Annotated in this window: 17 protein-coding genes and 2 pseudogenes; 7 read left to right on the forward strand and 12 right to left on the reverse strand. The window is 75.1% G+C overall.

Annotated features, from left to right (window positions below; translation table 11 throughout):
• Positions 1-102: 102 nt before the first annotated feature.
• Positions 103-1,044 (reverse strand): metallophosphoesterase, encoded by a 942-nt coding sequence (locus tag ACFU74_RS06440; protein WP_380752685.1) that lies wholly within the window; start codon positions 1,042-1,044, stop codon positions 103-105.
• A 177-nt stretch (positions 1,045-1,221) separates the two neighbouring features.
• Positions 1,222-1,875, reverse strand: a complete 654-nt coding sequence (locus ACFU74_RS06445) for a hypothetical protein (protein ID WP_380752687.1) — start codon at positions 1,873-1,875, stop codon at positions 1,222-1,224.
• A gap of 168 nt (positions 1,876-2,043) precedes the next feature.
• On the opposite strand from ACFU74_RS06445, the gene ACFU74_RS06450 reads away from it, so the two are divergent.
• Positions 2,044-2,313 (forward strand): hypothetical protein, encoded by a 270-nt coding sequence (locus tag ACFU74_RS06450; protein ID WP_380752690.1) that lies wholly within the window; start codon positions 2,044-2,046, stop codon positions 2,311-2,313.
• A 193-nt stretch (positions 2,314-2,506) separates the two neighbouring features.
• Here ACFU74_RS06450 and ACFU74_RS06455 read toward each other — a convergent pair whose 3' ends face one another.
• Positions 2,507-2,995, reverse strand: a complete 489-nt coding sequence (locus ACFU74_RS06455; RefSeq protein ID WP_380752693.1) for a GNAT family N-acetyltransferase — start codon at positions 2,993-2,995, stop codon at positions 2,507-2,509.
• 50 nt (positions 2,996-3,045) lie between these two features.
• Positions 3,046-4,083 (reverse strand): aldo/keto reductase, encoded by a 1,038-nt coding sequence (locus tag ACFU74_RS06460; protein WP_380752695.1) that lies wholly within the window; start codon positions 4,081-4,083, stop codon positions 3,046-3,048.
• Between the two features lie 92 nt (positions 4,084-4,175).
• Between ACFU74_RS06460 and ACFU74_RS06465 the strand changes: the two genes are divergently transcribed.
• Positions 4,176-4,787, forward strand: a complete 612-nt coding sequence (locus tag ACFU74_RS06465) for a TetR/AcrR family transcriptional regulator C-terminal ligand-binding domain-containing protein (RefSeq protein WP_380752697.1) — start codon at positions 4,176-4,178, stop codon at positions 4,785-4,787.
• Between the two features lie 101 nt (positions 4,788-4,888).
• A pseudogene (locus tag ACFU74_RS06470) lies at positions 4,889-5,203 on the forward strand (helix-turn-helix domain-containing protein); the annotation flags it as partial.
• An 18-nt stretch (positions 5,204-5,221) separates the two neighbouring features.
• Here the strand turns inward: ACFU74_RS06470 and ACFU74_RS06475 are convergent.
• Positions 5,222-8,392 (reverse strand): putative bifunctional diguanylate cyclase/phosphodiesterase, encoded by a 3,171-nt coding sequence (locus ACFU74_RS06475; protein WP_380752700.1) that lies wholly within the window; start codon positions 8,390-8,392, stop codon positions 5,222-5,224.
• A gap of 187 nt (positions 8,393-8,579) precedes the next feature.
• Here ACFU74_RS06475 and ACFU74_RS06480 point away from each other — a divergent pair, with 187 nt between their 5' ends.
• A complete protein-coding gene (locus tag ACFU74_RS06480) occupies positions 8,580-12,038 on the forward strand; it encodes an amino acid adenylation domain-containing protein (RefSeq protein ID WP_380752702.1) in 3,459 nt (1,152 codons plus the stop codon).
• Positions 12,035-12,898 carry a leucyl/phenylalanyl-tRNA--protein transferase gene (locus ACFU74_RS06485; RefSeq protein ID WP_380752705.1) on the forward strand — a complete coding sequence of 288 codons (864 nt, stop codon included), beginning with the start codon at positions 12,035-12,037 and terminating at the stop codon, positions 12,896-12,898. The genes ACFU74_RS06480 and ACFU74_RS06485 overlap by 4 nt, the downstream gene beginning before the upstream one ends.
• 7 nt (positions 12,899-12,905) lie before the next feature.
• Here ACFU74_RS06485 and ACFU74_RS06490 read toward each other — a convergent pair whose 3' ends face one another.
• Entirely contained in the window at positions 12,906-14,399 is a 1,494-nt protein-coding gene (locus ACFU74_RS06490; RefSeq protein WP_380752708.1) for a right-handed parallel beta-helix repeat-containing protein, read from the reverse strand.
• A gap of 240 nt (positions 14,400-14,639) precedes the next feature.
• On the opposite strand from ACFU74_RS06490, the gene ACFU74_RS06495 reads away from it, so the two are divergent.
• Complete coding sequence (locus ACFU74_RS06495; protein ID WP_380752711.1) at positions 14,640-15,395, forward strand: serine hydrolase; 756 nt, start codon at positions 14,640-14,642, stop codon at positions 15,393-15,395.
• On the opposite strand, the gene ACFU74_RS06500 is transcribed toward ACFU74_RS06495, so the two are convergent.
• The 6 genes from ACFU74_RS06500 to ACFU74_RS06525 all read right to left on the reverse strand — a co-directional run bounded on the left by ACFU74_RS06500 (position 15,349) and on the right by ACFU74_RS06525 (position 22,342).
• A complete protein-coding gene (locus ACFU74_RS06500) occupies positions 15,349-16,425 on the reverse strand; it encodes an aminotransferase class I/II-fold pyridoxal phosphate-dependent enzyme (protein WP_380752714.1) in 1,077 nt (358 codons plus the stop codon). The two genes, ACFU74_RS06495 and ACFU74_RS06500, sit on opposite strands and share 47 nt — an antisense overlap.
• Before the next feature lie 129 nt (positions 16,426-16,554).
• On the reverse strand, positions 16,555-17,688 hold the full coding sequence (locus ACFU74_RS06505; RefSeq protein ID WP_380752717.1) for an FAD-dependent monooxygenase: 1,134 nt from the start codon (positions 17,686-17,688) through the stop codon (positions 16,555-16,557).
• 61 nt (positions 17,689-17,749) lie between these two features.
• Positions 17,750-18,358 carry an ATP/GTP-binding protein gene (locus ACFU74_RS06510; RefSeq protein WP_380752720.1) on the reverse strand — a complete coding sequence of 203 codons (609 nt, stop codon included), beginning with the start codon at positions 18,356-18,358 and terminating at the stop codon, positions 17,750-17,752.
• Positions 18,359-18,361: 3 nt separating this feature from the next.
• Positions 18,362-18,793, reverse strand: coding sequence for a DUF742 domain-containing protein (locus ACFU74_RS06515; RefSeq protein ID WP_380752723.1), 432 nt, complete (start codon positions 18,791-18,793; stop codon positions 18,362-18,364).
• 7 nt (positions 18,794-18,800) lie between these two features.
• Positions 18,801-19,232: a roadblock/LC7 domain-containing protein gene (locus ACFU74_RS06520; protein ID WP_376095584.1), complete on the reverse strand. Its 432-nt coding sequence runs from the start codon at positions 19,230-19,232 to the stop codon at positions 18,801-18,803.
• Positions 19,229-22,342: a nitrate- and nitrite sensing domain-containing protein gene (locus ACFU74_RS06525; protein ID WP_380752726.1), complete on the reverse strand. Its 3,114-nt coding sequence runs from the start codon at positions 22,340-22,342 to the stop codon at positions 19,229-19,231. Before ACFU74_RS06525 ends, ACFU74_RS06520 begins: the two co-directional genes overlap by 4 nt.
• A 668-nt stretch (positions 22,343-23,010) precedes the next feature.
• Between ACFU74_RS06525 and ACFU74_RS06530 the strand changes: the two are divergent.
• Positions 23,011-24,675, forward strand: a pseudogene (locus ACFU74_RS06530) (2-isopropylmalate synthase); the annotation flags it as partial.
• Positions 24,676-24,712: the final 37 nt, after the last annotated feature.

Below are 24,712 nucleotides of genomic sequence, written 5' to 3' on the forward strand. Positions count from 1 at the left end.
CGCCGCGGCCCCTGGGCGCACGGTGCCCCCCCCCACCCCCCCCCCGCCCCGGGCTGGGCTGGGGCCTCTGGCCCCCGCCGACTCCCCCCCCCCACGGCGGGGTCATCCGTGGGAGAGCGGGCGGCGCTCGCCGTAGCGGGCCTCGAATTCCGCGTCGCTGAGGGCATTGAGTTCCTTGCCGGTGATGCGGCCGGCCATCATGTCGGCGAGGAAGACCGGCATGGGGGTGGCGCGCATCGCGTCGGTCATGGGGCCGGGGACGAAGTGCACCTCGGTCTCGACGCGGCCGTCGGGGTGGAGCCGGTAGGTGCGGTAGCCGGGGCCGTCCAGGACGCGGTCGCGCGGGTTGATGCTCAGGTAGGAGGACGGGCAGACGTACACCGGGCGGCTCTCGAAGCTGCCGGAGAGGTCGCCGTGCAGGTGGCCCGCGCCGATCGCCCGGATCTCGGGGAAGTCGCGGACCAGCAGCGCGAGCGGGCTGTCGCCCTGGGCGTCCGGGGCGGTCTCGGGCAGCGGCGGCTGGTGGAGCCAGAGGAACACGTGCTCCGCCCGGGTGGCGGTCAGGATCGCGCGGGCGCGCTGCTCCTCGACCGGGGTGATGGCCGGCTGGGCGGCGGCGTGGACGCGGTCGTCGCGGTCGCGGAAGGTGCCGTCGGCGGCGGCCTCGCGCCCGTTGGCGTTGGTGTCCAGGAACAGCATCAGCCAGTTGCCGACCTGGACGGCGGGTTCGAGGTGCACGGTGGGGCGGGGGAGGCAGGCCTGCATCGGCTCCTGGCGGTCGTGGTTGCCGCCGAGGCAGTAGACGGGGGTGGGCAGCGCGTCGAGGATCCCGCCGAGCCGCTCGTAGGCGCCGGCTTCGCCGAGGTCGGCCAGGTCGCCGGTGGCGACCACCAGCGCGGCGTCCCCGACCGCGCCCGCGGCGTGGGCGAGCGCCGCCGCGAGTCCCTCCTCGGGCTCGTGGGCGACGAAGGACCGGGCGCCGGGGGCGTCGCGGAGGTGGGTGTCGGAGATCTGGACGATGTCGATGGTGCTGTCGTGCGGCATGTGCGGCCCTCGCTCTGCGGGTGCGGGACCGGCCACGGGGCCGTGGCCGGGCACTCCCGACGGTAGGGAAGTGGCAGTACTGCCATATGGCAGTTGTGTGAATTTCTGCGGCACGTTGCCCGGCGGCACCATGACGGTGGGGGCGGTGGCGAGTTTCGCCGCCGCCCCCACCGGCGTTCACTCCGCTTCCCAGGGCACCTCGCTCATGAAGCCCGTGCCGAGCAGCCGCACCAGGTTCCAGTAGTCGTCGTCATCCGCGTCCATTCCGTCGACGATCAGCCGGGCGGGCGGGAACGGCAGGCCGGGCCGCAGCCGGGACAGCTCGATCAGCCGGGCGCGGGTGGCGGCGCCGTCCATCCCGCTGTCCGTTCCGACGTCGAGGCCGGCCAGTGCGGCGCGGAGGGTGGGCTGGAAGGCGTCCTCGTCCGCCCAGATCCCCTCGACCTCCTCCAGTTCGATCGTCACGAACGCGCCCGGCGCCCGCTCCACCGCCCGCCGCAGCAGCGCGGCATGGGCGTCCAGCGGGCCCTCGCCGGCGAACAGCCCGTTCAGCACCGGCAGTGCGGCGTCGAGCTGCGCCAGCGCCCGCTCCTTGGCCACCAGCGGCGCGGTGGCCTCCACCTCCGGGTCCTCGTCGTCGTCGAGGTCGTCCTCGTCGACCGTGAACACCCCGGTCACCAGGTCCGCCGGACGGAACATCGCGAGCCAGAGCAGCGGCACGCAGGAGACGTCGTGCGCGACGACCCCGGTCTTCGGGTCGAACCCCGCCACCTGGCTGGAGGGGTAGAGGGACGGCGCGTCCGTGGAGCAGAGATATGAGTAGTTCGCCATCCCCGGAGGCTAGCGGCCCCCACCGACGGGGCGTTCCGGGCCGAGCCCGGTGACGGGCGGCTGCGGTGTGCCGGAGGCGTCAAGTCCGGGTCCGCGCCGGTCCGTTGATCGGGTGAACGGCGGTGGAACGTCCGGCATCCGGGTGAACGGGGCCGGGACGCTGGCGGTATGACGGAGACGACCCCGCCCTTCCCGCCACCGCCGCGTGGCGCCGCGATGACCAGGATGGCCCTGACCGTCCTCAGCGCGGCGGCCGAGGAGGCGCCCGAACGCGGGGACGGGGACGGGGACGGGAGCGGGGGCGGGCACGGGCGCTTCACCGAGTGCGGGGCGTGGGGGCGCGCGGGCGACGTCAGGTCGTTCGCCGTGCGCCTGCCGCCGCCCGCGCCCGCACCGCCTCCAGGGAGCGGCGGGGCGGGCCCGACCTGCGGGCGGTGATCGGCGGGTGGGCCGGGCGCGGGGTGTCCGCGGGCAGCGGATCGTCGAGGACGGCCGCCTGGGACGGGCACTGACCGGGGAGGCCCCCGGAGTGCCGCCCCTGGCCGGGGCCCTCGGGCCGGCCGCCTCCTCCCGATCGTCCGGCGGGCACCGGGAACCCGCCGATCAGGAGCCGCTGACCGGAGGCCGCCGGTCAGGCCTGCAAGGGCTTGGCCATGACGACCTCGCGGCTCACGCCGTCGGGCAGCAGGTCGCCCGGCTCGCCGGTGTCCGTGTAGCCGGCGCGCCCGTAGAGGGCGATGGCGTGCGCGTTGTGCGGCATCACGGCGAGGCGGAGGGCCGGGAAGCCCTGCCCGGCGGCCCACCGCTCGATCGCGTCGATCAGCCGGGCGCCGACGCCCCGGCCGCGCGCGGGCGGCCCGACCCACATCGAGATCAGCTCGACGTACCCGTCCGCCGGCACGCCGGTCGCCATCGCGGCGGGCTCGCCGTCCACGAAGGCGACCAGGTCCAGGGCACCGGGGATCTCCAGCCGCGAGCGCCAGCGCTCCTCGCGGTCGCCCTCGCCCTGCCAGTCGGCGAGGGCGGAGCCGAAGGCGTACGGCGCCTCGGCCAGGGCGGCCAGCCGCAGCTCGCGCCAGAGCGGCCAGTCGTCGGACGTCAGTTCGCGCAGTTCGATCACGGTGTCGACGATGCCCCGTCGCGTGCCGCGCGGACAACCGGTTTACCGCGTCAGCCGGCGAGCGGCGGGTCGAGGCGGGCGAAGGCCTCCTGGCGGCGGTAGGGGAAGTAGGGGTACGGCGCGGTGCGCAGGCTCGCGGCGTCCAGCCGGGCGACCTGCTCGGCGGTCAGTTCCCAGCCGACGGCGCCGAGGTTCTGGCGCAGCTGCTCCTCGTTGCGGGCGCCGATGATGACGGAGGAGACGGTGGGGCGGCGCAGCAGCCAGTTGATCGCCACCTGGGGGACGGTGCGGCCGGTCTCCTCGGCGATCGCGTCCAGCGCGTCGACCACGTCGTGGAGCAGCTCGTCGTCGACCGGCGGGCCGTAGTCGGCGGTGTCGTGCAGGCGGCTGCCGGCCGGGATCGGGGCGCCGCGGCGGATCCTCCCGGTGAGGCGGCCCCAGCCGAGCGGGCTCCAGACCAGGGCGCCGACGCCCTGGTCCCGGGCGAGCGGCATCAGCTCCCACTCGTAGTCGCGGCCGACCAGGGAGTAGTAGACCTGGTGGGCGGCGTAGCGGGGGCGGGCGTCGCGGTCGGCGGCGGCGAGGGACTTCATCAGCTGCCAGCCGGAGAAGTTGGAGACGCCGGTGTAGCGGACCTTGCCGGCCCGGACCAGGTCGTCGAGGGTGGCGAGCACCTCCTCGACGGGGGTGGCGGCGTCGAAGGCGTGCAGCTGGAAGAGGTCGAGGTAGTCCGTGCCGAGGCGGCGCAGGGCGCTGTCGACGGCGGTGACCAGGCGGGCGCGGGAGGTGCCGGCGTCGTTGGGGCCGTCGCCGGTGGGCAGGCCGGCCTTGGTGGAGATCAGCACCTGGTCGCGGCGGCCCTTGACGGCCTGGCCGAGGACCTCCTCGGAGGCGCCGTCGGAGTAGACGTCGGCGGTGTCGAACAGGGTGAGGCCGGCGTCGATGGCGATGTCGAGCAGTCGGCGGGCGTCGTCGGGGCCGGTGTCGCCCCAGGCGCCGAAGAGCGGGCCGCGGCCGCCGAAGGTGCCGGTGCCGAGGGAGAGGGCGGGGACGGTGAGGCCGGACGCGCCGAGGCGGCGGTACTCCATGGGAGGTTCCTTTCACTAACGGGACTGTTGTGCCGTTAAGATGTCCCGACCCTAGCACTGTCGACGAAGCTAATGGAACAGGAGTCCCGTTAATGACTGCATCGGGTGCGCAAGGCATGCAGAGGCCGGGCGGCCGCACGGCGCGGGTGCGGACCGCCGTGCTGAAGGCGGCCGAGGACGCCCTGGTCGAGGTCGGCTTCGCCGGGCTCGACCTCGGCGACGTCGCCCGGCGGGCGGAGGTCGGGCGCACCACCGTCTACCGGCGCTGGGGCTTGGTGGGCGCGCTGCTCGCGGACGTCCTCACCGACATGGCCGAGCAGTCCCTCCCGCGCACCCGCACCGGCTCGCTGCACGAGGACCTGCGCGCCAACGCCCGCCTGGTCCAGCGCACCCTGGCCGACCCCCGGCAGGGCGCCCTGTTCCGCGCCGTCCTGGTCGCCGCCACCTGCGACGCCTCCGCCGCCGAGGCCCTGCACCGCTTCTACCGCGTCCGCGTCGAGGCCTGGGCCCCCTGCGTGACGGAGGCCGTCGAACGCGGCGACCTCCCGCCCGGCACCGACCCCGCCGAAGTCGTCCGCGCCGTCTCCGCCCCCCTCTACTACCGCATGCTCACCACCCCCGACCCCCTGGACGAGGCCGCCGCCGACCGCGCCGCCGACGCCGCCGAAGCAGCGGCCAGGGCAGGCGTCTTCCGGCGGCCGTGACCGGCCGCTTCGAGGAGCCGGGCGCACCAGGCGCAGAAGGAGTGCGAGGCCCGGCACGGTCCGGCCCAGCACGAGTACGACCGGATCAGGGAGGAGCGACCGTGAACCACAGCGGGTGGAGGACCCGGCGGACCAGGAAGCTCCTGGGCGAGACGGTCGAGGAGTCCGCGGCCTACGTGGAGGCCGGGTACGCGTTCGCGCTCGGCCGGGCGGTGTACGACCGGCGGACCGAACTCGGGCTGTCCCAGAGTGAACTCGCGCGGCGCGCGGGCATGACGCAGCCCCAGGTGTCGACGATCGAGGGCGGCGGTTCGCTGCCGACGCCGCCGCTGCTCCGGCGGCTTGCGCGGGCGCTGGACGCGGCGCTCGCCATCGACCTCGACGGGGATGCCTCCTCCTTCGTGTTCTCGCCGCACGGGGACCGCCCCGAGGGCCTAGGGGCGGCGGCCGAGGGGGGTGGTGTGGTGGGTGATGAAGGACCGGGCCTGGTCGGGGGTGAGGGGGTGGGCGAAGAGGTAGCCCTGGCCGAGGGGGCAGCCCATGGCGGTCAGGAGGTCGCGCTGCTCGGGGTGTTCGATGCCCTCGGCGATGACCTGGACGTCCAGGGTGTCGGCGATCCGGGTGATGCCCTCGACCAGGGCGTACTGCTGCTGGGAGAGGCCGAGGCCGTCGATGAAGGACTTGTCGATCTTCAGTACGGAGATCGGGAACTCGCGCAGGTAGGAGAGCGAGGAGTAGCCGGTGCCGAAGTCGTCGATGGCGATGCCGACGCCGAGTTCGCCGAGGGTGCGCATGTCGGTGTGCACGCGGTCGTCGCGGCGCATCAGGACGGACTCGGTCAGCTCCAGGACCAGGGACTGCGGCGGGATGCCGGAGGTGCGCAGGGCGCCGCGGACCACGTCGACGAAGCCGGCGTCGCGGAACTGGCGGGCGGAGACGTTGACGTTGACGCGTAACGGGGGCAGGCCGGCGGCGGCGCGGGCGGGGGTGCTGAGGGCGTGCCAGGCGGCCGCCTCCTGGGCGGCGCGCTCCAGGACCCAGGCGCCGAGCGGCACGATCTGGCCGCTCTCCTCGGCGAGCGCGATGAACTCGTCGGGCAGCACCATGCCGCGCCGGTCGTGCGGCCACCGCACCAGGGCCTCGAAGGCCACCAGGTCACCCGTCCGGAGGTCGACGATCGGCTGGTAGTACAGCCGGAAGGCGGACTCGGCGATCGCGGTGTCCAGGTTCTCGTTCAGCTCGTGCCGCGCCATCAGTCCGGCCTGCAGCGCCGGCTGGTAGAGGCACCACTGCCGCTTGCCCGCCGCCTTCGCCGAGTACAGCGCCAGGTCGGCGTGGCTCAGCAGCTCGGTGGCGTCCACGCTGTCCTCGGTCGTCGCCACCCCGATCGACGCCGACACCCGCACCGCGCCCGCGCTCAGCTTGAACGGCTCGGTGAACGCCGCCAGCACGCCCTGTGCGATCGCCCCGACGTCGGCCGGCTCCAGCGCGTCCTCCACCAGCACCGCGAACTCGTCGCCGCCGAGCCGGGCCGCCGTGTCGGAGGCGCGCAGCGCGGTGGAGATCCGCAGCGAGACGGCGACCAGCAGCTCGTCCCCGACCGCGTGGCCCTGGGTGTCGTTGACCATCTTGAAGTCGTCCAGGTCGATGAAGAGCACCCCGGTGACGGCGCCGCTGCGCTCGCCGCGGGAGAGCGCGTGGCCGACCCGGTCCAGGAAGAGCACCCGGTTGGCCAGTCCCGTCAGCGAGTCGTGGAAGGCCCGGTGGGTCAGCTCGCGCTCCATCTGCCGCTGCTCGGTGACATCGCGCAGGGTGAGCACCAGGCCGCCGACCGTCGGGTCCTCGCGCAGGTCGTTGCAGCGCACCTCGACCTCGATCGGGGAGCCGTCGGCCCGCAGCAGCCGCCAGTGCTCACGCTGGGTGTCCGGACCCGAGCGGCCGGCGCCGGTGACGGCGGGGCCGCGCATCCGGGCCAGCGCCTTGCCGACCGACCGGCTGTCCTCGGGCGGGACGAGGTCGGTGAGCAGGGTGCCGACCAGGCGGGGGTAGCCGAGGACGCGCCCGGCGGAGGAGGTGGAGGCGTAGCGCACCGAGTCGTCGTTGTCGAGGATGAGGATGACGTCGCTGGCGCTCTGCACCAGGGTGCGGAAGTACGCCTCGCTGTCGCGCCGGGTGATCTCCTGGCTGAGCATGACGCGCTCGACGGCGAGGGCGGCCTGTGCGGCGAGGATCTCCAGCGAGCCCCAGAGGCTGGTCAGCTCCTGCTCGGTGCCGGTGACGATGAGCGCGCCGATCAGCGGGTCGCCGGAGGGGCGCTCGGCGAGGGTGAGCGGGCAGAGCAGGGCGCTCGGCATGCCGTCCAGCCGGGCGGCCAGCTCGCTGCCGATGTCCTCGACGGGCAGCAGTCTGGTCTCCCGGTAGGCGGCCAGCGCGAGCACCTCGTCGGAGTCGCGCTCGGCGCCCAGGCGGTGGCGGCCCGCGCCGCGCTCGGCGTGCCGCACGTGCAGCACGCCGCTCTCGGTGACGGCGAGCAGCGCGACGTGGCCGGGCTCGGTGGGCATCAGGGTGGAGGCGGCGGCCTGGACGGCGTCGGCGACCTCCTCGACGGTGACGGCCGCGGTGAGCGAGGAGCCGGCCTCGCGCAGCGCGCGCTCGCGGGCGACGGCCTGCCGGCGGGCCCGCACCACGACCGCCAGCCGGGCGAGCACCAGCAGGTAGAGGACGGCGGAGAAGGCCCCGATGACCCCGGCGTTGCTGGTGTTCCCGTTGCTCGCCTCGACCATCAGGATGGTCGGTGCGATCAGCGAGGCCCCGGCGAGCAGGACGAGCCGGCCGGGGCCGATGTCCGGCTGCTGGCTGGGGATGGGCCTGGTCAGCTCGACCATCGAGGGGTGCAGTGCGGCGGCGCCCCAGGCGGTGTAGAAGGCGGCCCAGCCGAGGTCCACGGGGGTGCCGATGCGCCAGTCGCCGTGCAGCACGATCAGCCCGTACAGGATGTCGGAGACCAGCAGGCCGACCGTTCCGGCGGCGAGCAGCTGGAGCGAGCGGCTGACCCCGCCGCGCGGCACCACCAGGCGCAGCAGCAGGGCGAGCACCACGACGTCGCCCAGCGGGTAGGCGATCGAGACGGCCTTCTGGAACCAGTCGAGGTCGGGGTTGCGGGCGTAGGGGAGGATCAGGTAGATCCAGACGAGCAGCGCCAGGCCCATGGTGAGGATGAGCGCGTCCAGCAGGCTGGCCCGGTCCTGATGCGCCGTCCGCCACCGGATGAAGCCCAGCACGCCCGCCGCGTAGAGCAGGTACTCGGCGAGGTAGAAGCCGTCGGCGACGGAGGGGAAGGGGCTGCCCAGGTGCAGGAACTGCATCTGGACGACCTGCACGACCTCGCCGGCGGTGAAGCTGAGGTTGGCCAGCGCCAGCAGGTACCAGTAGACGGCGTGCGAGGGGCGGTTGAGGCGGACGCCGACCACGATGGCGGCGACGCCGCCCAGGCCGACGCCCGTCCACCAGATGATCCGCTGGGAGGGGTTGGTGTAGTAGATGCCGGTGAACAGCACCATCCACGCCAGGTAACAGACCATCAGGCGTTGGCGCCGACGTGTCAACGAGCTACCTCCTCCTCGGCGTCACCGCGCCCGCCCGCGGACGGGCGGTGGGGTCCGGGCAGGGGCTCGCGAGCGTCCGAGCCGGGCCGGGGAGGTCCGGTCTGACGTTCGAAATGGGCCTTGAGTGCGTATAGTCGGAAATGTCGCACCTCCCAGCATTCTGCCGCCACAGCACGAGGTCAAGCCGGTGGATGACGTAGCAGACAGCGCACGGGGAGCACGTCCCGGAGCGCGTTCCGGGCGTCACGCCGTGCTGGTCAACGAGGACGGTCAGTACGCGATCTGGCCGGGGGGCCTCACCGTGCCGGGCGGCTGGCGCACGGTGTTCGGGCCCGCCCCGCACGAGGAGTGCCGCCGCTACGTGGACCGCGAGTGGCGCCCGGCCGGACTCGGCGTCGGAGCGGGTGCAGGGGCCACCGGGACGGGCACCGGGACCGGGTTAACCGTCCACGGCCTGGTCCGGGCGCGCGCCGCGCACGACCCGCGCGCCCTCGCCGTGCTCGCGGACGGCGAGAGCCTCGACTACGGCGGGCTGGACGCGCGCAGCGACCGGCTGGCCGCCGTGCTGCGCGCCCTGGGCGCCGGGCCGGAGCGGATCGTCCCGGTGTGCCTGGAGCGCGGAACGGACCTGGTGACCGCCTGGCTCGCCGTGCTCAAGGCCGGCGGGGCCTTCCTGCCGCTGGACCCGGCGCACCCGCACCGGCGGCTGGCCGCACTGGTCGCCGACTGCGGCGCCCGCCTGGCCGTGGCGGGGGAGGGGACGCGGTTCCCGGGCGTACGGGTGGTCGCACCGGGCGAGGGCGCCGAGCGGACGGACCCTCCGGAGCCCGTGCCGGACACCGGAGGGCCGGACGACCTGGCGTACCTGATCTACACCTCCGGCACCACCGGCACCCCCAAGGGCGTGGCCGTCACCCACCGCGCGCTGGCCTTCACCCTGGGCCGGGTGACCGACGCCTACGGGCTCGCCCCCGGCGACCGGGTGCTGCAACTCGCCGCGCTCGGCTTCGACACCGCGCTGGAGCAGGTCCTCGCGCCCCTGGCCGCCGGGGCCACCGTCGTCCTCGGCGGCGCCCGCACCTGGGCGCCCACCGAGCTGGCCCACCGGATGGCCGGGCTGCGGCTGACCGTCGCCGACCTCACGCCCGCCTACTGGCACCACCTGCTCGGCCTCTTCCCGCCCGGCGGGCCCGCGCCCGAGGGGCTGCGGCTGATCGTGGTCGGCGGGGACACCGTGCACGAGGACGACTGCCGCGCCTGCCTGGAGCGGCTGCCGGGCGTGCGGCTGGTCAACGCCTACGGGGTCACCGAGGCGGCCGTCACCTCCACGCTCGGCGAGCTCACCCCGCGGGTGCTTGCCGCGCCCGGCCCGCACGGCCCCGGCACCCACGGACCGGGCGCGCCGGTGCCGATCGGGCGCCCGCTGCCGGGGGTGCGGGTGCACGTGCTGGACGCCCGGCTCAGCCCGGTGCGGCCCGGCGAGAAGGGCGAGATCCACCTCGGCGGGCCCGGCCTGGCCCGCGGCTACTGGAAGGCGCCCGGCCTGACCGCCGAGACGTTCCTGCCCGACCCCTACGCCCCCGCCCCCGGCGAGCGGATGTACCGCACCGGCGACGCCGGACGCTGGCGGGCCGACGGCACCCTGGAGGTCCTCGGCCGCTTCGACGACCAGCTGAAGGTCCGCGGCCACCGCGTCGACCCCGCCGAGGTCGAGTCGGTGCTCGCCGCCCACCCCGACGTCCGGCAGGCCAGGGTCGCGGCCGACGGCGGCGGCGACAGCCGCGTCCTCACCGCCTACTACACGCTCACCGACCGGGCCGCCTCCGGCCCGCGCGCCCGGCGCGGCCGGATCCGCGCCTACCTCGCCGAACGGCTGCCGGACTTCATGGTCCCGGCCGAGTTCGTGCCGCTCGCCGCCATGCCGCTCACCCCGGCCGGCAAGATCGACCGGCGCCGGCTGCCCGACGCCCCGCCGAGGGTGCGCCGGCCCCGCGACGGGCGGGCGGACGCGGGCGGAGCGGCGGCAGCGGCGGCAGCGGCGGCGCCCGTCCGCGCGGACGCCTCGCCGAACGCCTCCCCGAACGGCCCGGTGACCGGCCCGGTGACCGGCCCGGCGGCGGGCGGCGCGGCCGGCACCGGCGACGGGTCCGCCGTCGAGGCGGGCGTCGCCCAGCTCTGGTCCGAACTCCTCGGCATCGGCGCACCCGGCCCCGCCGACGACTTCTTCGACCTCGGCGGCAACTCCCTGCTCGCCATGGAGATGCTCGCCCGCGCCCGGATCATGTTCGGCATCGACGTCACCCGGATCCGCTTCCTCACCCGCGCCCTGCTGCGCGACGCCACCCTGCGCGCCTTCGCCGCCGCCACCCTCGCCGCCCGCACCGGCACCACCACCCCCGGCCCCCGCGAGGCCGCCGTCGACTGGGCCGCCGAAGCCCGCCTCGACACCCCCCTGCGGCAGTCCTGGAGCCCCGCCCCCTCCCGCGCCGAACCCGCCGAGATCCTGCTCACCGGCGCCACCGGCTTCTGCGGCGCCCACCTGCTGGACGCCCTGCTGCACACCACCGACGCCCGCGTCCACTGCCTGGTCCGCGCCCCCGACGAGGAACACGCCCTCGAACGCCTGCGCGCCGCCCAGCAGCGCTACCTGCGCCACGACCTCGCCGACCGCCGCGTCGTCCCCCTCGTCGGCGACCTCGCCGAACCCCGGCTCGGCCTGACCGGCCGACGCTTCGAACGGCTCGCCGGCAGCCTCGACGCCATCCACCACCTCGGCGGCCAGGTCAACTTCATCTACCCCTACCACCAGCTGCGCGCCGCCAACGTCGCCGGCACCCGCGAGGTGATCCGCCTCGCCGGCCACTCCCGCGGCATCCCCGTCCACTACCTCTCCACCCTCGCCGTGCTGGCCGGCTTCGGCCCGGCGGGCGTGCGCGAGGTCGCCGAACGCACCCCGCTCGCCCACCCCGACCGGCTCGCCGTCGGCTACGTCGAGAGCAAGTGGGTCGCCGAACAGCTGCTCCACCACGCCGCCGCGGGCGGACTGCCGGTCACCGTGCTGCGCACCAACGACGTCACCGGCGACCTGCGCACCGGCGTGATGAACACCGGCACCGAGATCTGCGCGCTGATCAAGTACATCGCGGAGAGCGGCACCTGCCCGGACGTCCGGCTGCCGCTCGACTTCGTGCCCGCCGACCGCTTCAGCCGGGCGATCTGCCACGTCGTCGCCCACGCCCCCGCCATCGGCGAGGTCTACCACCTCACCTCGCCCCGCCCGGCGGACCTCGCCGACCTCGCCGCACGGCTGCGCGCCCGCGGCCACCCCGTCGACCACGTCCCCTACCCGCAGTGGGTGCAGGGCCTGGTCCGGTTCGCCGCCGGACACCCCACCCACCCGATGACGCCCTTCGTGCCGCTCTTCGTCGACCGCGTCCCCGGCACCGGGCTGTCCATCAGCGAGCTGTACTTCCGCCCCACCTTCCCGCGCTTCGACCGGGCCAACACCGACCGGGCGCTGGCCGGCAGCGGCGTGGAACTGCCCGCCGTCGACGACACCCTGCTCGACTTCTACCTCGACCGGCTGACCGCGGAGGGCTTCCTCGCCCCGCCGCAGGAGGCCTCGCCGCTGGAGGCCCTGCGATGACCGCCACCGCCCCCGACGAGCTCTTCGCGGCGCTCGACGTCGCCCGGGCGCCCGCCGACGGCCCGGCCGCGTTCGGCGCCGACCTCGCGCCCGCCACCCTGCTCGCCGCCTACCGGCGCGGGCTGTTCCCGCTGCCCGCCGCCGACGCCTACGCGAGCGCCTTCAACGAGGCCCGCTCCGAACAGGCGGTGGCGGCGGGCCGGGTCGCTCTGCTGCCCGGCCCCGACCACGGGGCGGACCCCTACGCGCTCGCCTGGTGGTCACCCGACCCGCGGCCGCTGCTCGACGCCGACGGCGTCCAGCTGGGACGCAAGCTCTCCCGGCTGCTGCGCAACCGCCTCGACTGGTGGACCACCGCCGACCAGGCCTTCGGGGACGTGCTCGCCGCCTGCGCCGAGGGGCGCGAACCGCCATGGCTCACCCCGGAGTTGCAGGAGGCGCTGACCGGGCTGCACCGGCTCGGCGCGGCCCACAGCGCGGAGGTGTGGCAGGACGGGGAACTGATCGGCGGGGTGTTCGGCATCGCCTCCGGGCCGGTGCTCAGCCTGGACTCGATGTTCCACCGCCGGCCCGACGCCGCCCGGGTCGCCGTCGCCGACCTCGCCGCCCGCTTCGCGGCCGCCGGCGGCCGGCTGCTCGACGCCCAGTGGGACTCCCCGCACGTGCGCTCGCTCGGCGCCGTCCCGCAGCCCAGGGAGCGCTACCTCGCGGTGCTCGCCGAGGAGGCCGAGCCCCCCGGGCCGCTGGAGACCGGCCGGCTCCCGGCCGCCCGGCTCGCCCCGGAGCGCCCCCGCCGCCCGCGCCCGCACGGGCTCCCGCGCGACCACCGGCACCCCTACCGCAACGCCCGCCGGGCCTGACGGTCCGTCACCCGCGTTCCGCCGGGCCGACGGTGACCCGGACGGTGGACGTGCGGACCGTCCCGGCCGGACCGCCGGCGGTGAGCGTCGCGGTGTAGGTTCCGGCGGCCGGGTAGTCGTGGTCGACGAACCCGTACCCGGGCTCGACCGCGCGCGGCGCGCTGCCGTCCCCGAAGTCCAGCGCCGCCGTGCCCGGTGTCCAGCCGGTCGAGTACCCGACCGCGAACCGGGCGTTCAGCGGGTGGCCCGGCCGGGGGCGGTGGCGGGCGCTCAGGCCGACCCGCAGCGGGTCCTGGAGCTCGATGGCGCCGCGGTCCCGGTAGCCCCAGGCGCTGGTGCCGGCGAAGCGCGGGTGGTCGGCCGCCTCGGCGCCGAGGAGGTCGGTGGCCAGGGTGCCGAGGGCGGCCGGGTCGGCGGCGTCCGTCAGGCCCGTCGCGGCGGTCGGCGTGTAGTCCTCGCGGTCGGCCGGGAACCCCGGGTCGACGGCGTTGTCGCTCGCGCCCTGTCCGATCGCCCGGAAGGCCTCGGGGGTGGCGAACGGGGTGCCGCCCCAGGAGTAGGCGTACGGGCCCCACGGCACGACGGTGTTGTAGTCGACCCTGGTGCTCCGGACGGACCCGGCCGACACCACCAGCGGGATCGCGGTGGGCGGCGTGCCGCCGCAGCGCGGGGCGGGACGCTTGGCCAGGATGTTGTTCTCGGCCACCGACCCGGTGGAGTTCCCGGCGAACTCCAGGTCGCTCCCGCAGTTGCGCCCGAAGGTGTTGCCCACCACGATCGTGCCGGGCGCGTCGGTGACCAGCACGCCCCGGCCGGAGCCCCCGGTGATCAGGTTGGTGGTGACGACCACGCCGGACGTCCCGGTGTCGACGGCGACGCCGCTCACGGGCGCGGCGGAGATCCGGTTGCGGCTCACCGTGACGGACGAGCCCGCTCCGGTGACCCGGACGCTCGGGGTCGCCGCCGGGAACGCCCGCACGCCGCCGCGGACCGGGTCGCCCGCCTCGATGTCGTTGTGGTCCACGGCGATCCGGGTGGAGTCCTTGACCAGCACGCCCTCCTGCGGGGCGTCCAGGCGCAGGCCGGTCACGGTGACGTCGTGCACGCCCTCGAACACGAAGGCGTGCGGCGCGGGGGCCGACCCCCGGGTCCAGTGGCGCGTCCCCACGGAGGCGTTCGGCGCGTGGACGGTCGGCTCGGCGCCCTGGAAGACGATCGGCCGGCCGGGCTCGCCGGAGTGCCGGACGGTGACCTGGCCGGTGAACCGGCGGCCCGGGGCGAGCTGGACGGTCTGCCCGGGGCCGGCCGCGTCGGCGGCGGCCTGGACGGTGCAGAACGGCCGCTCCCGGGTGCCGGTCCCGGAGTCCGAGCAGTTCGAGCGGGGGCCGTTGTCGACGTGGAGCACGGCTTCCTCGGCCTGCGCGGCGGACGGGAGCACGGCCCCGGTGACCGCGGAGCCCGCGATCGCGAGGGCGAGGCCGACCTGACGGGATGCTGGCATGGGCTGGATCCTCCAGTGGTCATGGAGCTGACGTATCGACAGGAACCTTGTGGACGGGGGCGGATGCAGGGGGCTGCACGAGTATCCCCGAGCCCCGCGCGCCGCCTCAACCGGAGGCGGTCCGCGCCCCGCGCCGCCGGTCGGGGACCGTTCCGGCGCGTACCGGTTTGGGTCGCGGCGGGCGGGGGGACTGAAGCGGACATGTTGTCAGTAGTGGTGGCCCCCTGGGGCGATGAGCCGGTGTTCGAGCGGAACGGGGACGTGCCGCACGACGCCGCGAGCACGATGAAGATCGCGGTGCTGGCCGCGCTGCGCCGGACCGGCGCGGATCCGCGCGAACCGGTGCCGGTGGTCAACGCCTTCACCTCGCGGGCCGGCGGGGAGTTCGCCAACGATCCGGAGTGGGACAGCGACCCGGTGCCGTGGACGCTGCTCGGCGCCACCGTGCCGCTGGGGCTGCTCACCGAGCGGATGATCACCCACTCCTCCAACCTCGCCGCCAACCTCTGCCTGGCCCGGGCCGGCCACCCGGCCGTGGACGAGGTGTGGCGGCGGGCCGGCGCCACCCGCAGCGCCAGCCCGCGCGGCATCGAGGACCACCCGGCGCGGGACGCGGGGGTGCACAACCGGGTCACCGCGCGCGACCTGGTGCGCCTGGTGCAGTCCCTGGACGGCGAACCGGATCTGCTCGACCTCCTGGAGCGCAACGCCTTCCGGGTCGACCTGGCGGCCGGGCTGCCGCCGGGGACCAGGGTCGCGTTCAAGAACGGCTGGTTCCCCGGCGTGCGGCACTGCGTGGGCCTGGTCCGCCCGGACGACTGCCCGCCGTACCTGCTGGCCGTCTGCTACACCGGACCGCTCGCCTCGGGCGCCGACGGGGCCGCCGAGGACCCGGCCGCCCGGCTGCTGGCGCGGGTCTCGGCGGCGGTGTGGGAGCGGCGGCACGCGATCAGTGGCGCCCCGGCTCTTGCAGGCCCGCCAGTGCCTGCTCGTTGAGCAGGTTGATCCGCACGAAGCCCGGGTGGCCCGGGAGTTCGAAGTGGCGGCCGTCCAGGGCGAGCAGCCGCTCCGGCGGGGCGGCGGGGCGGGCGAACAGGAAGTAGCCGGTCTCGATCCGCTCCTGGGCCTCCAGTGCGCCCGCCCCGGTGAGGCGCTGGTGGTTGGCGCGCACGTGCTCCAGGAGGCGGTGGTTGCCCTCGATCAGCATCAGGTCGGCGGCCCGGTGGGCGAACAGCCGGTCGGCGAGGGTGACATCGCCGTGCAGGTTGAGGTGCAGGTCCGCGAGCGGCTCCCGCAGCCGCTCCGGGACGAGCAGGTGGGCGCAGCGGTAGCCGTGGATGGACAGGTACTTGGTGGGGCAGACCATCCGCAGCGTGAGGTCGGCGGGCAGTGCGGCGGAGTCCTCGCGCCGCCCGCCGTCCCAGCGCATGTACTGGAAGGTGCCGTCGACGAACACCAGCGAGCCGGTGGCGAGTTGCCACTCGGCGAGCTGCTTCAGCACCATCCGGGGCACCCGCCGCCCGGCGTACCAGACCGGGTCGGTGAGCAGCAGGACGGTGCGCTCGTCCGGCAGCCGCAGCTCGAACCCCGGCTGGTGGGCGTGCGCGCCGGCGACCGGGACCGGCTCGATGCCGAACAACCGGAAGAAGTAGGCGAACTTGTAGTAGACCGGCGGCAGGTAGTGGATCCGGGTGCGGCCGGTGGTGTGCAGCCAGGTGCAGAAGGTGCCGAGCAGCGCGCTGGCGCCGCCGGCCGGCACGACCCGGTCCGGGGAGCACGGCTCGGCGTCGTAGCCCTCGTGCAGGCGGGCGATCTTGGCGCGCAGCGCGGCGTCCTCGTCGAGCGCCGCGTAGCGGGTGACGTCGCCGAGCCGGTACGGCGGGGTGTGCGCGAGGTCGCCGAGGTAGTCGGCCACGAAGGGGTGGCCGCCGTTGTAGTCGGAGACGAACAGCCGCCCGTCCGGTCGTTGGCGGGCCCGTTCCACGGCCTCGTGCAGATCGAGCATGCGGAACAACGACGGCGTCATCCGTCCCCCCTCGGGCGCTGGCCACTTTGTCGGACGGGCGTCAAGTCTGTCCGGGGCCCGGCGCGGACACAAGTCCGCACCGGGCCCGGGTGGTTCGCGTGCGGGCGACCGGACGGGAGGGCGCGCGGGTCAGTAGGGCTTGACGAGTGCGTGCGCCGCGCCGGGGATGCCGACCTTCAGCAGCTCGTCCTCCTCCGGGGTGGTCGGCGTGCCGGTCTCCTGCTTGAGGATCGCCCGGGACAGCGCCTGCACGAACATGGCGCGCGGCCGGCGGCGCTCCTCCCAGGCGGCCAGCGCGGCGGGCACCGCTTCGGCGGAGTCCAGGCACTGGGCGAGCACCAGGGCGTCCTCGACGGCCATCGCGGCGCCCTGCGCCAGGTGCGGGGTGGAGGCGTGGGCGGCGTCGCCGGCCAGCACCACCCGGCCGACGTGCCACGGCTCCTCGACGGTGACCTGCGAGATCCGCGAGTACACCACCGCCGCCGGGTCGGTGACCCGGGCCAGCGCCTCGGCGATCGGGCCGCCGAAGCCGGCCAGGCGCTCGCGCAGCTGCTCGTGGGCGCGCTCCGGGTCCGGGCGGAAGTCCTCGGCCTCGGCGAACACCGAGCCCAGGTACATGAGTTCGTCGCTGATCGGGGTCAGCAGCGCCTTGGCTGCGAGGTTGCCGGTGGACATCACCACGCCCTGCACCTCGGGCGAACGCGGCAGGGTGACGCGCCAGTTGGCGAAGCCGGTGTACTCGGGCGCGTACTTCCCGCCGTAGAGCCGCTTGCGCAGCGGCGAGCCGATGCCGTCGAAGCCGACCACCAGGTCGTAGCGGGCGCTGCTGCCGTCGGACAGGGTGACCGCCACCTCCTCGCCCTCGTCGGCGAGTTCGGCGACGGTGGTGCCGAAGCGCAGGGTCGCCCCGGCGGCGGTGGCGGCCTCGCCCAGCACCCGGGCGAGCGCCGGGCGGGGGATGCCGTTGTTGGACGGCGCGCCGTCCATCCGGGGCTGCGGGATCTTCGCGAGGACGCCGCCGGCCGGGTCGCAGATGGTCAGCACCTCCCACTCGAAGCCGACCGCCAGGCACTGCTCCAGCACGCCGATCTCGCGCATCACGTGCAGCGCGTTGGAGGGCTGGATGATGCCGACGCCGAGCGCCTCCGGGGCGTCGCGCAGCTCGACGACGTCGACCCGGTGGCCGCGGCCGGCGAGGGCGGTGGCGGCGGTCAGGCCGCCGATGCCGGCGCCGTGGACGAGGACGCGCAGGGGTGGGGTCATGGTGGTACTCCAGGATGGGGAAGGAGAGGGGAGAGTGCGGCGGGGGCGCGGGGGAAAGGTTTCAGCGGGCCGGGGTGCCGGTCGACAGCTCCATCAGGTGGTCGACCAGCGCGAGCAGCAGGTCCCGCCCGAAGGTCCGCACCCGCACGTCGCCGACCAGCATCGGCACCTGCGGGTCGAGGTCCAGCGCCGCCCTGACCTCCGCCACGGTGCGGGTGTTCTCGCCGTGGAAGCAGTTGATCGCGACCACGAACGGGATGCCCCGGCTCTCGAAGAAGTCGATCGAGGCGAAGCTGGTCTCCAGCCGGCGGGTGTCGGCGATCACGATGCCGCCGAGCGCCCCGTTCACCAGGTCGTTCCACATGAACCAGAAGCGCTCCTGGCCGGGCGTCCCGAACAGGTAGACCACCAGCTCCGGGCTGACCGTGATCCGCCCGAAGTCCAGGGCGACCGTGGTGGTCTCCTTCTGGTCCACCCCGGAGAGGTCGTCCACGCCCTCGCTGGCGCGGGTCAGGTACTCCTCGGTGCGCAGCGGCGCGACCTCGCTGACCGAGCCGACCAGGGTGGTCTTGCCCACCCCGAAGCCGCCGGCGATGAGGATCTTCAGGGCCGCGGGGGCCGCGGCGGTGATGGGGGACGGGGAGGAGGGGAGAGGTGCGGATGGTGCCATGGTTCAGAGCCTCCGGAGTCCTTCGCGTACGGCCGTCAGCAGCCCGAGGTCCAGGCCGCCGTCCCCCGAGGCCCGGGCCACCGAGATCGGGGCCCGGGCGAGCAGCAACCCCTGGGCGATCAGGTCGCCCAGGAGGATCTTGGTCACCGAGACCGGCAGGTTGAGCCCGGCCGCCACCTCGGCGACGGCGGCCGGCCGGCGGCACCGCTCCAGGATCAGGCGGTGCTCCGGCTGCAGCCCGCGGACACCGGACGACCGGGCGGCCAGCACCGGGTCCGCGAGTTCCTCCACCGTGGTCAGCAGCGTGATCAGGGTGAGGTGGTCGTGCTCGGGCGCCGTCCGGCCGCGGGTGATGGTGTACGGGCGCACCATCGTGCCCGCGCCGTAGTCGTCGTCCTCGTCCTCGTCGGGCAGCTCGCTCCAGTGCGGCCTCACCGCGGGCTCACCCCCGGTTCCTGGCGGCGAAGGCGTCGAACTCGCTGCGGACGGGGGTGCTGAGCTTCTGGCCGACCTGCTGGACCAGCTGGTGCATGGCCACCGACATCACCTCGGCGTCCACCTCCTGGTCGGCGACCACCGCCAGGTGGGTGCCCTGGGCGGCGGCGATGACGAACAGCCAGAGCTCGGCCAGCTCGATGATCACCTGGTGCACCGGGCCGCCGTCGAAGAGCTGGCCGATGCCCCGGGCGAGGCTCTGCTGGCCGGTGGCGACGGCGGCCAGGCGCTCGGCGTCGGCGCGGTCGATCGAGCGCGAGTGGCTGACCACCAGGCCGTCGTCGGAGAGCAGGACGGCGCTCCTGGTCCCGGGCACCGTGTCGACGAGTCCGTCCAGCAGCCAGTCGAGGTCCTGGTGGGTGGCGATGGTGCGGTTCATGACTGCTCTTCCGTCCTCGTGGTTCGGGGGTCCGCGGCCGGGAGCGCCCAGGGGGCGGCGCCCGGCGCGGTTGTCGGGGGGCCGGTGACGGCCGTGGGGGCGGCCGGGCCGGGCGGCAGGCCGCGCCGGGCCGCGGTGTGGTCCGCGGCGGTGGCGTCGGGGCCGTCGGCCGCGTCGGGGCCGGTGCCGCCGCCGGTGCCGCCGGTGTCGCCGAGGCCGCGGGCGGCCCTGGACTGGCGCTGGAAGGCGCCGACGGTGGCGCCCGAGCGGCGCGGCGGGCGCTGGAACGGGCCCGCGGCGGGGGCGCTCCCGGTGCCGCCGGGGGCCGCGCCGGCGGAGGCCGCGCCGCCGGGGTCCGCGGCGTAGGGGTTGCGGGCCGGCGGGGGGATGCGCAGCTCGGCGGCCAGGCTGGCCTGCCGGACCCGCTGCGGCAGCGGGGGCTGCGAGCCCGCCGGCGGCGCGGCCGGCGCGGGGGCCGGTCGGTCCGCCGGGCCGGTGCCGTCCTCGCGGCGCCGCTCGGCCAGCCGGTAGTGGTCGGCGGGCCGGTACTGCTCGTCGGCGTACGGGGCCTCGTCGGGCGTCACCGTCGCGTAGGCGATGTCCGGGTAGGCGGGGTCGTCGTACCCGGGCTGACCGGCCTGGGTGGGCCGGCCGGAGTGACCGGGCTGACCGGAGTGACCGGATTGGCCGGACTGGCCGGGCGGTGTGGGCTGGGCGGGCACGCCGTGCGCCGGGGAGCCGTACGCCGTGCCGCCGTAGCCGTAGGGGCCGGCGGGCGAGCCGTGCTCGACCGGCCGGCCGTGCTCGGAGAGCGGGTACAGGTAGCCGTCGGTGTCGCCGTGCGCGAAGCCGCCGCCGAAGCCCGCGGCGAAGTCGTCCTCGAAGTTGTCCGCGAAGTTGTCCGCGAAACCGTCCTCGACGCCGGTGCGGGCCGGGGCCCCGAACACCTCGTCGTCCGACGGCGGCACGTACTCGACGTGGGCGAAGGCCTGGGCCGGCGCCGGGTGGGTGCCCGGGGTGAACCAGTCCGCGCGGTCCGGGTCCGGCTCCGTCCCGGGTTCCCCCAGGGCCGCGCGCTCCTCCGCCTCGTCCACCGCGACGACCGGCGCGGACGCCGGGGCGGTCGCGGCCGAGGGCATCTCGGTCACCGAGGCGAGCGGCGCGGGCTCCTTGCGCTGATCGGGCCGCTGGCGCCGGGCGAGCGGGATCGGCGTGACCGCCGCGCCGTCCGGCAGGCCGGCGTCGCCGTCCAGCACGTACTCGCCGGGCACGAGCACGACCACCCTGGTCCCGCCGAAGGCGGACGGGCGGAACTCGATCTGCAGGCCGATCGCGGCCGCCAGCCGGCCCACCACGTGGAAGCCGAGGCGGATGTCGTCGCCGCGCGCCAGCATGTCCGTGCGCGGCGGGTCGTCGGCGAGCGCGGCGGCCATCAGCGCGTTGGCCGCGTCGTACTGCTCCAGGTCCATGCCGAGGCCGCGGTCCTCGATCTCGATGGCCAGCCCGCGCCCGACGACGGCTGCCCGCACGTCGACCGGCGTCGGGGGCTTCGAGAAGCTCGCCGCGTTCTCCATCAGCTCGGCGACCACGTGGGCGACCGGTCCGACCGCCCGCTCGGAGAGCCACGGGTGGCCCTCGACGTCCAGCACGATCCGGCGGTACTCCTGCACCTCGCCCTGCGCCGAGCGCAGCACGTCCAGCAGCGGCACCGGCTTGCGCCACTTACGCTGCGGCTGGCCGCCGGCCATGATGACCAGGTTCTCCTCGTAGCGGCGCAGGCGGGCCGTCAGGTGGTCGAGGTCGAACAGGCCCTCCAGCACCTCCGGGTCCTCGTGCCGCCGCTCCAGGGTGTCCAGCTTGCGCAGCTGCTGGCCGATCAGGAGCTGGGTGCGGCGGGCGATCCGCTGGAGCAGCCGCTCGAAGCCGCGGTGCTGCTCGGCCTGCCGGACGGCGGTCTCCAGCGCGGCGGTGCGGGCCAGGTTCATCGCCTGGCCGAGCTCGGCCAGCTCGTCGCCGCCGCGGGCGCGCGACCCGGCGGTGATCGCCCGGCTCTCCGCCTCGACGTCGACCTGCTCGCCGCGGGCGAGGCGTTCGACGACCTCGGGCAGGGTGCGCTCCAGCTCCTGCGCCTGGTGGTGCAGGTCCTTGATCCGCCGGCGCAGCGAGCGGGTCAGCCGCCAGCTGGCGACGATCACCGCGATCACCGCGATCAGGCCGATCACGGCGGTCAGCGCGACCCGGGTGAGCAGCGAGAGGAACGAGGCCTTGCCGACCACGACCACGCCGTCGGTGCGGGTCTCCATCAGCTTCACCAGCTGGGAGTTGACCTGGTCGACGGCCTGGCGCCACTGGTCCTGCAGCTGCGGCAGCCGGACGGTGCCGGTCGTGTCGGCGGTGGTCGGGCGGGTCAGCGCCTGCTCCACGGCGGCCTTGGCCTGCCAGGCGGTGCCGCCCATCAGCTCCGACCAGGCGCCCCGCTCGTCCTCCGGGAGGTAGGGGACGACCTGGACGGTGAAGAGGTGGTCCTGGGCGCCGATCGCCTGCTGGACCAGCTGGTACTCGGAGGCGCTGAGCCGGCCGGAGGGCCAGCCGCGGGCCAGGATCGCGTCCTCGCGGGCCAGCATCTCCTTCGCCCAGAAGGAGTTGACCAGGGTCTTGGAGATCCAGGTGACCTCGCCGTTGTCGCCGTGGCTGAGCGCGGTGAACAGCCGCAGGTCGACGGCGATCAGGTCGGTGTAGTACGCGTAGACCACCTGCTGCTCAGCGTCGCCCCGGTCGACGGCGGCCCGCTGGTCGCCCAGCTTCTCCATCGCGCTCCGGGCCTCGGCGACGGCGGTGAGCACCTCGGCGGGCGCGCTGTCGGCGGTCTCCCGGGAGAGCGCCTGGAACTTCTGCACGGCCTCGTCGGTGAGCCGGCGCTGCTTCTTCAGCTGCTCGGTGACGGTGCCGGGCCGGGCGAGCGCCTCGGCGCTGAGCCGGCGCTCCTCCTGGAGGTTGTAGTAGACGATGTTGGACGGCTGTCCCGCCTTCTGGGCCAGCAGTCCCTGGTCCGCCTGGCGCTGGAAGTCGAAGAAGGTCACACCGCTGGTGACCGCCCACAGGACGGCCATGGCGATGCTGGGGACGAGGGCGAGGACGAGCAGTGCCGTCCGCAGCGACAGGCGCGGACGACGCCTGCGGGGGGCCTTCGGCGTCGGGGGCCGCCGATTCGCACGCGCGCGCAGAGCTGACTCCTTGGGGCTGGCGGCCGGCCCGGGAGGGGCCGCACCGACCGGGGGCACGGGCTTTATGACGAGGCGATACTAGTCATACGGTGTGTTAGGAGTGAAAGCCCGTTCGATCTTCGGACGGTGCACACACAAGTCCTTGACATCGCCGGAGCGCGGAGTCCGCAGCTCCTCCGGGGCGTCGTCCGGGCCCGGCCCGGGGCGCTCCGCACCGGTCGCGCGCCCCCGGTCGCGCCCGTGGACGCCATGACAAGTCCCGGTGGGTGGAACGGGGTTGTCCCAACCCGCGGTTCACGGCTACGGTACCCGGCATCATGCAGACGTGGAGCCTTCTTCTCGGTGGCCGCAGCGGGGTCTGACAGACCGGCACCCCGCTGCGGGTCGCCGTGCTGCCGGTCGTCGTCCCCTCGACACCGAACCAGGGAAGGACGCCGCACCCCGTGCGCTCCACCGAATCCGCACAGAACGTCGAACCGTTCGCCACCCTCCGGACACCCGCCGGACCGGTCCCGGCCGACGCCCCCGCCTGGAACCCCCAACGCGGCAGCGCCATGCCGTTCCACCGCTACCGCCCCGCCCACGCCCGTGTCCCGCTGCCGCCCCTCGACGCGCTGCCCGGCGGCCGCCGGTGGCCCGCCCGGCGCATCGAACGGGCCCCGCTGTGGGTCCCGGTCGACCTGCGGGACGGCAACCAGGCGCTCGCCGAACCGATGGACCCGGCCCGCAAGCGCCGGATGTTCGACCTCTTCCTCGCGATGGGCTTCAAGGAGATCGAGGTCGGCTACCCCTCCGCCAGCCGCACCGACTTCGACTTCGTGCGCCACCTCGCCACCACCCCCGGCGCGGTGCCCGAGGACGTCACCGTCGTCGTCTTCACCGCCGCCCGCGCCGACCTGATCGACCGCACCTTCGAATCCGTCGAGGGCCTGCCCCGGGTCGTCGTCCACCTCTACACCGCCACCGCCCCCGTCTGGCGGCAACTCGTCCTCGGCCGCGACCGGGCCCAGGTGCGGGAGCTGGTCACCGCCGCCGCCGAACGGATGGCCCGCCTGGCGGGCGACCGCCCCGGACTGCGCTTCCAGTTCTCGCCCGAGGTCTTCAACCTGACCGAGCCGGACTACGTGCTGGAGCTGTGCGACGGCCTCACCGAACTGTGGGACGCGAGCCCGGACCGCCCGGTCGTCCACAACCTGCCCGCCACCGTCGAGATCGCCACCCCCAACGTCTACGCCGACCAGATCGAGTACTTGCACCGGCACCTCGCCCGGCGCGACGCGGTGATCCTCTCCGTCCACCCGCACAACGACCGCGGCACCGGCATCGCCTGCGCCGAACTCGCCCTGCTGGCCGGGGCCCAGCGTGTCGAGGGCTGCCTGTTCGGCAACGGCGAGCGCACCGGCAACGTCGACCTCGCGACCCTCGCGCTGAACCTCCACACCCAGGGCGTCGACCCGATGGTGGACTTCTCCGACATCGACGAGATCCGCCGCACCGTCGAGCACTGCAACCGGCTGCCCGTGCCCGAACGCCACCCCTACGTCGGCGACCTCGTCCACACCGCCTTCTCCGGCACCCACCAGGACGCCATCAAGAAGGGGTTCGCCCACCACGCCGCCACCGCCGCCCGCCTCGGCGTCCCCGAGCGGCAGGCGCCCTGGGACGTGCCCTACCTGCCGATCGACCCGGCGGACCTCGGGCGCGACTACGAGGCGGTGATCCGGGTCAACAGCCAGTCCGGCAAGGGCGGTATCGCCTATCTGCTGCAGACCGGGCACGGGCTGGAGCTGCCGCGCCGGCTGCAGATCGAGTTCTCCCGGGTCGTCCAGGAGTCCACGGACGACAGCGGGCGCGAGGTCACCGGCGAGGAGCTGTACGCGCTGTTCGCCGCCACCTACCTGGACGCGGCGCCGGCGGGTGTGGAGTGGCGGACCGGGGAGGCCGACGGGCGGCACCGGGCATCGCTCACGCTCGGCGGCGCCGTGCACCGGGGGGAGGGCAACGGCCCGCTGGCCGCCGTGGCGGCGGCGCTCGGCGCGGCCGGGCGGGCGGTGGACATCCTGCAGTTCACCGAGCACGCCGTGCGCACCGGACCAGACAGCGACGCCGTCGCCTACGTCGAGGCGCGGGTCGACGGGCAGGTGGTCTGGGGCGCCGGGCGGGACTCCTCGGTACTGGACGCCGGGATCCGGGCGGTCCTCAGCGCCGTCGCGCGGGCGGGCGTCGCGTCGACGGGTCCCGCGGCGGGGGTGGGGC

The sequence above is a fragment of the Kitasatospora sp. NPDC057500 genome, from assembly GCF_042802195.1.
Classification (GTDB): Bacteria; Actinomycetota; Actinomycetes; order Streptomycetales; family Streptomycetaceae; genus Kitasatospora.